Source organism: Streptomyces spinosisporus, from assembly GCF_022698145.1.
Classification (GTDB): Bacteria; Actinomycetota; Actinomycetes; order Streptomycetales; family Streptomycetaceae; genus Streptomyces; species Streptomyces spinosisporus.
Genome location: NZ_JALDAX010000011.1, coordinates 19,104 through 32,034, shown reverse-complemented (window position 1 = coordinate 32,034; position 12,931 = coordinate 19,104). Strand labels below are relative to the sequence as shown.

Here is a 12,931-nt window from a genome sequence, read left to right as displayed (position 1 = left end):
GGCGTCGACATGCGGCAGCCGGGCGGTGACGAACTCCTCGTCACCGCCCGGCTGTTGGGCCGCCGCCTCGCGGACCCGGCGCCATGACCGGTGGTCGTTGGACAAAATTGCCTGGCGCGACGACCACCGGGCGGCGGAGACTTCTTGCATGGCTGACATGGGGTCGTTCCGGGACGCGGTCACGGCCTGGGCAGCCGGTGGCCCCGGCGAACCCGCGCGCGAGCTGGCGGGGCGCCTTCCCGTCCGGAGGGTCGTGCTGCTCGAAGGGCCCAGCGACGTCGCGGCGGTCGACGCGCTCGCCGAGCGCCGCGGCCGGAATCTGGCGGCCGAGGGAGTCTGCGTGCTGCCCATGGGCGGAGCGATGAGCGTCGGCCGCTTCGCCGCCCTCCTCGGGCCGACCGGCCTCGACCTCCCCCTGACCGGACTGTGCGACGAACGCGAGCGTCCCTACTACGCCCGGGCCCTGGACGGGGCGGGCGCCACACAGCACGGGTTCTTCGTCTGCGCCGCGGATCTGGAGGACGAGCTCATCCGCGCGCTGGGGGTGCCGCGGGTCAAGGAACTCGTCGAGGAGGAGGGCGACTTGCGCGCCCTGCAGACCTTCCTGCGCCAGCCCGCCCAGCAGGGGCGCGCCGCGCAGCAGCAGCTGCGCCGCTTCCTCGGCACGAAGAAGGGCCGCAAGATCCACTACGGCCGCGTCCTGGTGGAGGCGCTCGACGCCGACCGCGTACCCGCTCCGCTGGAGGGCCTGCTCTCCGGCGTCTGAGCCGGACCGGCGTCGATCGGCCGTCTCGGGCACGGCGGACGTACGGCTGTGCACGGCTGCGACCCGTGCGAGCCCCGGCGTGTCCGGAACCCTCCGACGGGAACTCGGGGGTCATGAACACTGAGACAGGAATCCAGGGCTCGTACTGGCTGCAGACCGCGCCACCGCCCGCACCCGCTCCCCCGCCGTCCGGTGACCTCAGCGTCGACGTGGCCGTGGTGGGCGGTGGCATCGCGGGGCTGAGCGCGGCCTGGGAGCTGGCCCGCGAGGGCCGCGAGGTGGCGGTGCTGGAGGCCGACCGCCTCGCCGCCGGGGTGACCGGCCGCACGAGTGCCAAGCTGACGGCTCTGCACACCCTGATCTACGACCGGCTGCGCCGTACGCGCGGTCCGGAGGGGGCGCGGCTGTACGCGCAGTCGCAGGCCGCCGCGATCCGGCACGCCGCCCAGGTCGTGGACGAGCTCTGCATCGAGTGCGACTGGGAGGAGGCTGCGGCGTACACCTACGCCGAGGACCCGGGGCGCGTGGCGGAGCTGCGGGCCGAGGCGGAGGCCGCGCGCGAGGCCGGGCTGCCGGCCGAGTTCGTCACCGAGACCGACCTGCCCTTCCCCGTCGCCGGCGCGGTCCGTGTCGCGGACCAGGCGCAGTTCCATCCGCGCAAGTACCTGCTGGCCCTCGCGGACGATCTGCGCCGTCGCGGCAGCACGGTGTACGAGGGCACCCGAGTCGTCGGCCTCACCGAGGGTGAACCGTGCGTCCTGACGACCGACGCGGGTGTGTCGGTGCGTGCCGGTGAGGTCATCGTCGCCACGCACTACCCGATCTTCGACCGGGCGCTGCTGTTCACCCGGCTCTCCCCCCGCCGCGAGCTGGTCGTGGCCGGGCCCGTCGGGGAGGACGTGGCCCCGCGCGGCATGTACATCACGCCGGAGCAGTCCACCCGGTCCGTGCGCAGTGCGCCGTACCGCGACGGCACCCGCCTGCTCATCGTCACCGGCGAGCACTTCACCCCCGGCACCGCCGACGTCGAGGAACGTTTCGACCGGCTGTCAGCCTGGGCGTCCGACCGCTTCCGCGGGTTCACGCCCACTCACCGCTGGGCCACGCAGGACAACGACTCCACCGATACCGTCCCGCTCGTCGGGCCGCTCCACCCCGGCAGCCGTCACACCTATGTCGCCACCGGGTTCGGCGGCTGGGGACTGAGCGGCGGCATCATGGCGGGCCGTCTGCTCAGCGACCTCGTCAACGACAGCCCGGTCCCGTGGGACGGCCTCTACGATCCCCGCCGTATGGCTTCGGTGGCCCGGGAGGGCACGTCGTTCCTGAAGCATCAGGCGCAGGTGGCCCAGCACTTCGTCGGCGACCGGCTGTCAGCCGTGAAAAGCGACTCGCCGGACGACATCGCCCCCGGTGACGGTGCCGTGGTCCGGGTGGGCGGGCGGCAGTGCGCCGTGCACCGGGACGAGAGCGGCCGGCTCCAGGCGGTCTCGGCCCGCTGCACCCACCTCGGCTGCCTCGTGGCGTTCAACCGTGCCGAACAGGCCTGGGAGTGCCCCTGCCACGGCTCCCGCTTCGCCCCCGACGGCAGCATCCTCCAGGGCCCCGCGGTGCGGCCGCTGGAGCAGCGCGACCTCTGAGCGCTAACCCTCGCTCCGGGCGGGCACGCAGCTCGCCGGCCGGGCGCGCAGCGCGGTCAACCGGCTTCCTGCGCCGTCCCGTTGACGTGAATGATGAGCAGGGCGACGTCGTCCGCGGGATCGGAGGCACGGTCGATCAGTGTGTCGGCCATGGCGTCCGGGTCCGCGGGGTCGGTGCGCGAGACCAGGTCGGCGAGGTCGGCGATGGCCTCACCCAGATCGACTCCGGGGCGTTCGACCAGTCCGTCCGTGTACAGGACGAGCGCGCTGCCGGGCCTGAGGGGGAACTCGACGGCCTTGTAGTCGGCCTCGCGGTCGATGCCGAGGAGCAGTCCGGGCGGGGCGCTGAGCACCTCGGTGCGGCCGTCGGGATCGCGCAGCAGGGCGGGCGGGTGCCCAGCGCTGGCCAGGCACGCGGCATGCCGGGCGAGATCCAGGTCCGCGTACAGGCAGCTGGCGAAGCGGCCGGCGTCCAGGTCGACCAGGAGGCGGTTGGTGCTGCGCAGGACGTCTCCCGGGGACGCCCCGGCGGCGGCGTGCCCGTGCACGGCGGTACGGACCTGGCCCATCAGGGCCGCCGCGTCGATGTCGTGTCCCTGTACGTCGCCGATCGCGGCGGCGACGGTGGTCTCGTTCAGCCGGATGAGGTCGTAGAAGTCGCCGCCCACCTGGAGGCCGTGCCCGGCCGACCGGTAGCGGGCGGTGACGCCCAGCCCGGGGACGGCGGGCAGGTGCCGGGGCAGCAGCGCGGCCTGGAGCTGGTGCGCGACGGCGTACTGGGTGTCGTAGAGGCGGCCCCGTTCGAGTGCCTGGCCGACGAGACCGGCCAGCGCCGTGAGCGCCGCGCGCTCGGGCGGCGGGAAGCGCCGCTCCCGGTCGTAGGCGAGGACGAGCGAGCCGACGGCGCGGCCGGAGGCGATCAGCGGCAGGAAGGCCCAGGACGCCTTGTCGTCCCGTTGCACGGCACCGGGATACGACCGCTGCAGTTCGTAGAAGCTCGAGAAGAAGTGCGGGCTACCGCTGTCCATGACGCGCACGGCGGGGGTGTCGGCCGTCAGGGGCAGATCGTCGAAGTGCTTCACCACCTCGGGCCCGTAGCCGCGGTGGCCGAGGATTCTCAGTCTGCCGTCCCGCGGCGCGCTCACGGCCATCGCCGTCGCGCCGAGCGCAGGCATCAGCTGGTCGGCAGCCTGGTCCACCACGTCCTCGACGCCCACGGCCTCGGTGAACGTGGCGGCCAGATGCATCAGGTGGTACAGGAAACCGGCCCGGCTCGGCCCGCCACCGGCGGCGGGTTCGGTGCTCTCGGCCGGTTCGGACCTCTCGGCCGGTTCGGCGCTCTCGTCGGACCCGGCGATGCCGTCGGACACGGTCATCTCGTCGAATGCGGCGGAGGCGCTCGCGAGGCCCGGGGAGGGCTCGTCGCGCGGATCGTCGCGGGTGATGCGCACGCTCATGCCGGAGGAGTCCGGGTACAGCGCGAAGAGCAGCCCGTGGTCCGGTGGGCGCACCGCCCTGAAGGTGGTGGGCCGCTGACTGACCACTGCCGAGCGGTAGTGGTCCTCGATGTCGGGCACGTCCATCCAGGGCAGCGCCTCCCAGGGCAGGGCGCCCACCAGGGTGGTGGCATCGGTGCCCAGCAGTCGCGCGGCCTCGGGGGTCACGAAGGTGAACCGGCCGGTGTCGTCCAGCGCGCACGCCCCTCCCGGCAGCCGGGCGATGAACGCGGCCGGCTCGCTGCCCTCGGCGGGCACCGCTCTGGCGCGCGACGGGTGCGGCAGCAGACGCGGTTCGCCTCCCGGGCGCGGGCCCGCGCGGTCCGGCGCGTGGTGCAGCAGCCGCCCCAGTCGCCTGCACCCGGCGTCGACGACCGCACGCTCGCCGGCACTGAACTGCGCCGGGTGACTGGCGGGCCACAGGAGCACCAGCCCGCCCACGACGGCGTCCCCGACGGTCAGGGGCGCCGCTGCCAGGGCGAAGGCGTAGGGCAGGACGAGGGAGGTGCGCGGGTAACGGCGTGCCATCTCCTCCATGTCGCCGATCCAGACCGGCCTGCCGGAACGTACGGCGTCCGCCACCGGAACGGGGTCGGCCAGGCCCACCCGGGTCCACGGAACGGCCATCTCACGCGGAGTCCCGGTCAGCGCCACCAGCCACAGAGCGTCACCGCCCTCGGGCAGGACGTAGAGCATGCCCCTGGACGCGCCGCAGTCCCGGACGACGTCCAGGAGCACCGCGTCGACCGGCTCACATGCGTCGTCCGTCGTGACCTCGCTCCGGCTCACCGCTCCTCCTGACAGGACAGTGCTTGACCTGATCGACGGGTTCCCCGGGGTTCCGTCACGAAGCGCGGCAAGAGCCACGCCCCCGTCGTCCGGCTCGTCGGTGCATCGGGCATCGCAGCTCGTTACACGGTCCGGCCCGGCGGGTACCCGGCGAACCGGTCGGCAGGGAGGCACGTGGAGATGTACCGATCCGGAGACACGACCGGACTCGCGCTCGTCGTGATCGACATGATCAACACGTACGACCACGAGGACGCGGAGCTGCTCGTGCCGTCCGCGCGGCGGATCGTGCCCGTCGTGGCGGACCTGATCGGCCGGGCACGCGCTGCGGAGACACCGGTGATCTACGCCAACGACAACTTCGGGGCGTGGCGCTCGCACCACGGCGAACTCGTGGACGCCGCGCTGGCCACCCAGCACGCCGACCTCGTCGAACCGATACGGCCCGACGAGGACTCGCTGTTCGTGGTCAAGGCCCGGCATTCCGTCTTCTACGAGACGCCCCTGACCTACCTCCTGTGGCACCTGGGCGTCGGCCACGTGGTGCTGAGCGGGCAGGTCACCGAGCAGTGCATCCTCTACTCCGCCCTGGACGCGCACATCCGCCACCTGGAGGTCACGGTGCCGCGGGACGCCGTCGCCTCGATCCATCCCCAACTCGGCTCGGCCGCACTGGAGATGATGGAGCGCAACATGGGCGCCCGGATCGTCACGGCCGAGGAAATCGACCTCACCGGCTCGTGAGGTGACCGGACCCCGATTCCGATCACGATGCTTGGCCGCGGCGCTCGTGGGAACCCTGCCCCCTTTGACGGAGGACAGCGATCGCGGAGCAGAACCGACATGGCACGAGCGTCGGACACGGCACGGGCCGTGACCACGACACTGCACGGCGCGGCACAGGCCGTACCGACGAAACTGCACGGCGCGGCACAGGCCGTACGGCGGGCGTGGGAGCAGCCCGGCCGGGAGCGGGATCTCGCGGCGCAGGCACTCAAGGCCGCCTTCGCGGCCTGGCTGTCGTGGGCGGTCGTCGGCTGGTGGCTGCACGCGCCGATGGCGTTCGTGGCGCCCTGGGTGGCGATCCTGCTCGTGGAGTCGACGGTCTACCAGTCCGTGGCCCATGCTCTGCAGCAGCTGGCGGCGATCGCCGCGGGAACGGTCATGGCGACCGTTCTGGTGCTGCTGATGCACAACAGGATCGGTGCCATGGGCCTCGTCCTCCCCGTCGTCGTGCTGCTCAGCTCGTGGTGGCGCCTCGGACGGCAGGGGATCTACACGGCCACCGGCGCCCTGTTCGTGCTCACCGACACGCACTTCGGCTGGGCTGCCTCGGCGGCCCGGATCGGGGAGGCCGCGTTCGGAGCGACGGTGGGCATCGCGGTCAACGCGCTGATCCGGCCGCCCGTCTACCTGCGCAACGCCCGGGCCTCGCTTCAGGAGGCCGCCCGGAAGACGGCGGAGCTCCTGGAGAAGCCGGCCGGTCGGCTGGTCGACGGGCAGTGGGACGAGGACGAGGCTAAGGCGTGGCATCAGCAGGCCCTGCACATCCAGCGCCTGGTGGAGGAGTGCAGGTCGGCCGTCGGCTGGAGCCGGGAGAGCCTGTGGGGCAACGTACGCCGCCGGAACCTCGCACCGTCATCTCCGGCCGGAGACGACGAGGACGCGCTGGTGGTGCTGGAGTACGCGGCCGTGCACACGACGGAACTCACCCGCACTCTGGTCGAGGCGGCCGCCGAGGACCGGCAGTCACACTGGGCGGGGCTGCCCCTGATCCACGGTTACGCCGACTTCCTGGCCCAGGCGGCCCAGGTGATGCGGCTGTCCGGGCAGAGCGGCGAAGGGCGGGACCACGACGAGTCGCTGCGGCAGGCCGCCCGGGAGATGCGCTCGACCGTGGACGGTCTGCACCGGCAGATGCTCGACTCCGTGCCCGGTGAGCCGGAGGAGGCCTCGGCGTACGGTGCCCTCATCCTGCAGGCCCAGCGGCTGGCCTGGCATCTCGATGCGTCGGCGCGCGAGGACTCGGCGCACGGGCCGGCCTGACCGGGCCGCGCGCACACGGCCGCGAGGAGATCCGCACCGTTTTGCACGCGGGTGTGCGGGAACCCGCCAGACACGACACCGAGACCCGGGCGCCGTGCAGGAACGGCGCTCCTCGGCCCCCGCGGGCCGGGGTCTTTCGCAGCAGAGAGAAGTGACAGCGCCGTGAGCACGCTCACCGTGAAGAAGGAAGTCCTGCACGTGTCCGAGACCGGGTGGGCGAAGGCCGCCCGCCAACTGCGCGGGAAGGGCATTCGCACCTGCGTGGCCCCCGTCGAGGAGCGCGGCCCCTCCTCCACGGCGCACACGAGCGCCGACTGGAACATCGTCAGGGGCGAGGACTGACGGGCGAGGGTGTCTGCTGACGGCGCTCGAAGGGGCGGGGATACCGCTCGACGGGGTACCGCTCGACGGGGCGAGGAGACCGCTCGACGGTGCGATAAGACCCCTCGACGGGCCGGGAGCACAGCTCCACGGCGCGACGGGACCGCCCGACGAAGCAGGGGGACCCGCCATGCGGCCTGAGGTCCCCGAGCCGCAGTCCGACAGCGACGACCCGACCGCCGCGCCGCAGAAGGCCGACGCGAGCTGCCCGCCCTGGGCGCTGCGCGACTACGCCGTCCTCGCCGACGGTGAACGCGGCGCGCTGGTGGATCCCCGGGGCAGGATCGTCTGGCTGTGCGCGCCGGCCTGGCAGAGCGACGCGGTGTTCTCCGCACTGATCGGAGGCCGCGGCCACTTCGCGGTGGAGCCCGCGGACCACTGGAACGTCTGGGGCGGCTCCTACGAGGAAGGCACTCTCGTCCGGGTCAGCCGGTGGGTGACACCGGACTGCGTGATCGAGTGCCGCGACGCACTCGCCATGCCCGCCTCGCCGGACCGGGTGCTGCTGATGCGGCGCATGCGGGTGCGCCGAGGTGCGACGCGGCTGCGGACCAGCCTTGATCCCCGCCCCGGCTTCGGCGCGCACCGCATGCGCGACCCCCGCCTGCGGGACGGGGTGTGGAGCGCCGAGGCCGAAGGACTCCATGTGCGGCTCGTGGGGGCGCCCGCGGCTTCCTGGGATCCGGAGTTCGGGCTTCGCGGGGAGTTCCGACTGGGCGAGGGCGAGCAGCGTGATCTCGTGCTGGAGATCGCGACGGCGCGGCAGACCCGTCGGCTCGACGCCGGGGAACTGTGGCAGGCGACCGAGCATGCGTGGCGCGCCGCCGTCCCGGACTGCTCGGCCCTCGCCGCACCCCGGGACGCCCGGCACGCGTATGCCGTGCTGCGCGGCCTGACCAGCTCCGCGGGCGGCATGGTCGCCGCCGCCACGACCTCCCTGCCGGAGCGGGCGAACACCGGGCGCAACTACGACTACCGCTTCGCGTGGCTCCGCGACCAGTGCTACGCCGGGCTGGCGATGGCCGCGCACGGCCCGCACGAACTCCTCGACAGCGCCGTGCGCTTCACCGCCGAGCGGATCCTCGCCGACGGCGACAGGACGCGACCCGTCTACACCGTCTCCGGGGACCCGGTGCCCGAGGAGCGGACCCTGCGGCTGCCCGGCTACCCGGGCGGCAGCGACCGGATCGGCAACCGCGCGGGACGCCAGTTCCAGCTCGACACCTTCGGCGAGGCGCTCCAGCTCTTCGCCGCCGCGGCCGACCACGACCGTCTCACCGGGGACGCGCAGAGTGCTGCGGCGGTCGCCGTGGACGCGGTGGAGCGCAACTGGACCCGGGACGACGCGGGACTGTGGGAGCTGGAGAACCGGTGGTGGACGCATTCGCGGCTGTGCGTGGTCGGCGGGCTGCGCCGGATCGCCGGGGTACTCCCCCGCCGCGACGGGCGGCGCTGCACCGAACTCGCCGACGCCGTCCTCGCCGAGACGCGCCGCCGCTGTCTGCACCCGGACGGCCACTGGCGCCGGACGTCGGACGACGACGGCCCCGAGGCGGCGCTGCTCGTGGCCATGGCGCGCGGCTGCCCCGCCCCGGACGACCCCAGCAGTGCGATCACCCGCGACCGTATCGAGGAACAGCTGTCCCAGGACGGCTATCTCTACCGCTTCGACCAGCCGGACGCACCGCTCGGCGAGGCCGAGGGCGCCTTTCTGCTGTGCGGGTTCGCCATGGCACTCGCGACGCACCGGCTCGGGGACCGCACGGGCGCGTTCCGCTGGTTCGAGAGGACCCGCGCGGCATGCGGCCCGTCCGGACTGTTCGCCGAGGAGTACGACGTACGCCAACGCCAGCTGCGCGGCAACCTGCCCCAGGCCTTCGTCCACGCGCTTCTGCTGGAGTGTGCCGTACGCCTCCAGCGCTCTTGAAGCGGGAGCGTGTTGTACTGAAGGGGTACTTCTTCAACAGCCCCACCCATCACCGGCCTCGACTGGAGTCGGCATGTGGAAGCGCAGGAAGAAGAGCGCCGGACCCAGGGGGCCCCTCGCCCTGGAGCTGTGCGACCTGTGCGGTCGCACGTTCCCCGAGCAGGAGGCGGTACGAGGCCATGTGCCGGACTCCTCCGCCGCGGGGCCCGGTGACGGCTGGTCCGACGGGCTGCGCCGGGTCACCGCGTGCAGCGAGAGCCACCTGGACATCGTCCGGGAGCGCTACCGCCACCGGCCGTACATCCAGGAAGAGCTGTGGGCCGCGAAGATCACCCGCGTCCTGACCAGCGGTCCGCCCTTCCTCGCGCTGGAGCAGCTGGCCTGCCGGACCGGCCTGCACGAACCGGAGATACGCCGCGCGATCGCCTGGCACAACGCCCACAGGCCCCCGGTGCAGGAACCGTAGGGCTGCCGAGACCGTGCGCTTCCTGACCGGGACAGGTTCTCCTCAGCGTGTCGGCCGACAGGTTCTGGGCACTGGGAGACGATGAACGTCCCCGGCAGCCGGAGACGGGGGCAAGGGGCAGGGCCGGACGGAGCCACGGAGCGGATCGGCGATGACGAGTGACGGCGAGCGCCGGGACGCGGCGGCAGGGCTCATCGCGTCGTCCGCGGGTCCGGACGCCGACGTACGGCGGCTGATTCCGCGGACCGACGCCCTGTTGTGCGAACCGCGCCTCGCCGAGGCGGCGCGTCGGCTCGGCGCTCCCGTGGTCAAGGCGGCGGTCCGTGAGGCGCAGCAGCGGGCGCGGGCCGGGCGGCTCGCGCCCCAGGACGTGGCGGACGAAGCGGTCGCGTTGCTGCCGGACACCGCATCCGGGCTGCAGCCCGTGATCAACGCCACCGGCGTCCTTCTGCACACCAATCTCGGCCGGGCCCCGCTCTCGGACGCGGCCCGGCGCGCGGTTGCCGAGGCCGCCGGGCCGACCGACGTGGAACTGGATCTCGCCACGGGCGTACGGGCCCGGCGTGGGCGTACGGCGCTGCACGCGCTGCGGGAGCGGGTGCCGGACGCGCAGGCCGTGCACCTGGTCAACAACGGCGCCGCCGCACTGGTCCTCGCCGCCACCGCCCTCGCGGCCGGCAAGGAGATCGTCGTCAGCCGCGGCGAGATGGTGGAGATCGGGGACGGTTTCCGGCTGCCGGATCTGCTCGTCTCCACGGGCGCCCGGCTGCGTGAGGTCGGCACGACCAACCGCACGACGGCCGAGGACTACGCGGCGGCGGTCGGGCCGGACACGGGGTTCGTGCTGAAGGTGCACCCGTCGAACTTCCGCATCACCGGTTTCACGCGCTCCGCGGACATCACCGAACTCGCCGGACTGGGCGTTCCGGTCGTCGTCGACATCGGCTCCGGGCTGCTCGCCCCGCAGCCGCTGCTGCCCGACGAGCCGGACGCCGCGTCACAGCTGCGGGCCGGGGCCTCGCTGGTCACGGCGAGCGGCGACAAGCTGCTGGGCGGGCCGCAGTGCGGGCTGCTGCTCGGCGAGGAGCGCCTGGTGCGCGCCCTGTCCCGGCATCCGCTCGCCCGCGCCCTGCGCGTGGACAAGCTGACGCTCGCCGCCCTGGAGGCCACCCTGACCGGCCCACCCACCCCGACCGCCGAGGCACTGACCGCCGACCCGGCCGCCCTCCGCGCCCGCGCCGACCGGCTCGCCGCCTCGCTCAGCGCGGACGGTGTCGACGTCCGGGTGGTCGAGAGCGCCGCGACCGTGGGCGGGGGCGGCGCTCCCGGCGTGACTCTGCCGAGTGTCGCACTGTCCCTGCCGGAGAGGTACGCCGCCGCGCTGCGCACCGGGCGCGTCCCGGTCGTCGGCCGGCTGGAGGCGGGGCGCTGTCTGCTGGATCTGCGCGCGGTGCCGCCGCGGGACGACGAACGGCTGCACGGCGCCGTGCGCGCGGTGACGGAGAGCTAGGGGGCAGGTGTCATGCGGGTGCTGGCCACGGCCGGGCACGTCGACCACGGGAAGTCCGCCCTGGTCCGGGCGCTGACCGGCATGGAACCGGACCGCTATGAGGAGGAGCGGCGCAGGGGGCTCACGCTCGACCTGGGTTTCGTGTGGACACGGCTCGGCGCCGACGGCGAGCACCTGGCCTTCGTGGATGTGCCGGGACATGAGAAGTTCGTGGCGACGATGCTGGCCGGGGCCGGTCCCGTGCCGGCGGTGCTCTTCGTCGTGGCCGCCGACCAGGGCTGGCAGCCCCAGTCCGAGGAACACCTGGCGATCCTGGACGCGTTGGGCGTGCGGCACGCCGTCCTCGCGGTGACCCGCAGCGATCTGGCGGACCCCGGGCCCACGACGGCCGACGCGGTCGCACGCATGGCCGCCACCACGCTCGGTACCGTCCCGGCCGTCGCGGTCAGCTCGGTGACCGGCACCGGGCTCGACGAACTGCGCGCCCGGCTGGCCCAGTTGGCGGATGCCCTGCCGGTCCCGCCCGCGGACGCCGACGTACGGCTGTGGCTGGACCGGGCGTTCACGGTGCGCGGCCACGGCACCGTCGTCACCGGCACGCTCGGGGCCGGCACGCTGCGCGTCGGGGACCGGCTGATGACGGGCGACGGCAGGTCGATGCTGAGGGTGCGCGGATTGCAGGCCCTGCACGAGGACCGGTCGGCGGTGAGCGGTGTCGCACGGGTGGCGGTCAACGTGCACGGAAGCGGCGCCGACGAACTGCGGCGCGGGGACGTCCTGTTGACGCCGGACCGCTGGCTGCGCACCGGCAGCGTGGACGTCCGGGTCGTCGGCGAACCCGTAGCCGACCTGCCCCGGAACGTGACCCTGCACCTGGGCACCGCGGCCGTCCCGGTGACCGTGCGGCCGCTGGGCGAGGACACCGCCCGGCTGACGCTCGGCCGGGAACTGCCGCTGCGCGTCGGCGATCGCGCGGTGCTGCGGGAACCGGGCGGCCGGCGGATGCCCTGTGCCGCCTTCGTGCTGGACGTGCGGCCGCCGCGGCTGGCCCGCCGGGGCGCGGGACGCGCGCGAGCGGCGGAGCTCGCGACCATGACCGGTGCTCCGGACGGGGTCGAGGAGGTACGGCGGCACGGGCTGATCCGGCGCACGGACCTGCTCGCGATGGGTGTCCCGGCACCGTCGGCGCCCGTCGCCGGGGACTGGCTCGCCGACCCGGCGCACTGGGCCCGGCTGGGCGAGCGCCTGGTCGAAGAGGTCGAACGGCACGCCGCTGAGCACGACTTGGAGCCCGGACTGCCGACGGAGGCCGCCCGCCGGCTGCTGGACCTGCCCGACCGGGTGCTGGTCGACGCGCTCGCCTCGGCCGCGCCGCGACTCACCGTGCGCCAGGGCCGGTTGTACGCCGACGACGGCCTCGCCACGTCCCTGCCGCCCGCCGTGCGTACGGCCGTGGAAGCCGTGCGCGAGGAGCTGGCGACCGCGCCGTTCCGCGCCCCGGACGCCGGCCGGCTCGCCGAGCTGGGTCTCACCCGCAAGGCGGTGGCCGCGGCGCAGGCGGCGGGCGCACTGCTGCGGATCGCCGACGGGATCGTGCTGCTGCCGGACGCCGCGGCACGGGCCGCCGCCGTACTGGCCCGGCTGCCGCAGCCGTTCACCGCGAGTGAGGCCCGCAAGGCCCTGGACACCACCCGCCGGGTGGCCGTGCCGCTGCTGGAGCACTTGGACGCACAGGGTTTCACCGAGCGCGTGGACGACCTGCGACGGCGCTGCCGGGACGTTTCGGGGAGCGGAGGCGGACGGGAATCGAACCCGCCTGCCCGAGATCCTCGGGCACCTCGGTTTTGAAGACCGGGAGGGCCACCAGGCACCCACACGCCTCCACCGACCGACAGGCTAGTTCCCCAGGA

At 73.8% G+C, this 12,931-nt stretch carries 9 protein-coding genes, 1 tRNA gene and 1 pseudogene; 9 read left to right on the top strand and 2 right to left on the bottom strand.

From position 1 onward, the window contains the following. The first annotated feature begins 148 nt into the window (after window positions 1-148). Together MQN93_RS26550 and MQN93_RS26545 are read left to right on the top strand one after the other, a co-directional pair. Window positions 149-766 (top strand): TOPRIM nucleotidyl transferase/hydrolase domain-containing protein, encoded by a 618-nt coding sequence (locus MQN93_RS26550; protein ID WP_016433123.1) that lies wholly within the window; start codon window positions 149-151, stop codon window positions 764-766. Window positions 767-879: 113 nt separating this feature from the next. Beyond that, window positions 880-2,406, top strand: coding sequence for an FAD-dependent oxidoreductase (locus tag MQN93_RS26545; RefSeq protein WP_242711536.1), 1,527 nt, complete (start codon window positions 880-882; stop codon window positions 2,404-2,406). A gap of 56 nt (window positions 2,407-2,462) precedes the next feature. On the opposite strand, the gene MQN93_RS26540 is transcribed toward MQN93_RS26545, so the two are convergent. Then, window positions 2,463-4,691: a SpoIIE family protein phosphatase gene (locus MQN93_RS26540; protein ID WP_242711535.1), complete on the bottom strand. Its 2,229-nt coding sequence runs from the start codon at window positions 4,689-4,691 to the stop codon at window positions 2,463-2,465. Between the two features lie 180 nt (window positions 4,692-4,871). On the opposite strand from MQN93_RS26540, the gene MQN93_RS26535 reads away from it, so the two are divergent. The 7 genes and pseudogenes from MQN93_RS26535 to MQN93_RS26505 all read left to right on the top strand — a co-directional run. Next, window positions 4,872-5,435 (top strand): cysteine hydrolase family protein, encoded by a 564-nt coding sequence (locus MQN93_RS26535; protein WP_242711534.1) that lies wholly within the window; start codon window positions 4,872-4,874, stop codon window positions 5,433-5,435. A 99-nt stretch (window positions 5,436-5,534) separates the two neighbouring features. After that, entirely contained in the window at window positions 5,535-6,737 is a 1,203-nt protein-coding gene (locus tag MQN93_RS26530) for an FUSC family protein (RefSeq protein WP_242711533.1), read from the top strand. Between the two features lie 162 nt (window positions 6,738-6,899). Beyond that, window positions 6,900-7,079: a hypothetical protein gene (locus tag MQN93_RS26525; RefSeq protein ID WP_037781353.1), complete on the top strand. Its 180-nt coding sequence runs from the start codon at window positions 6,900-6,902 to the stop codon at window positions 7,077-7,079. A gap of 169 nt (window positions 7,080-7,248) precedes the next feature. After that, entirely contained in the window at window positions 7,249-9,045 is a 1,797-nt protein-coding gene (locus MQN93_RS26520; protein ID WP_242711532.1) for a glycoside hydrolase family 15 protein, read from the top strand. Window positions 9,046-9,118: 73 nt separating this feature from the next. Continuing rightward, window positions 9,119-9,511, top strand: a complete 393-nt coding sequence (locus tag MQN93_RS26515; protein ID WP_242711531.1) for a hypothetical protein — start codon at window positions 9,119-9,121, stop codon at window positions 9,509-9,511. 151 nt (window positions 9,512-9,662) lie between these two features. Further along, complete coding sequence (gene selA / locus MQN93_RS26510) at window positions 9,663-11,021, top strand: L-seryl-tRNA(Sec) selenium transferase (RefSeq protein WP_242711530.1); 1,359 nt, start codon at window positions 9,663-9,665, stop codon at window positions 11,019-11,021. A gap of 12 nt (window positions 11,022-11,033) precedes the next feature. Further along, window positions 11,034-12,776, top strand: a pseudogene (locus MQN93_RS26505) (SelB domain-containing protein); the annotation flags it as partial. 35 nt (window positions 12,777-12,811) lie between these two features. On the opposite strand, the gene MQN93_RS26500 reads toward MQN93_RS26505, so the two are convergent. Next, window positions 12,812-12,904, bottom strand: a tRNA-Sec gene (locus MQN93_RS26500). Window positions 12,905-12,931 lie beyond the last annotated feature (27 nt).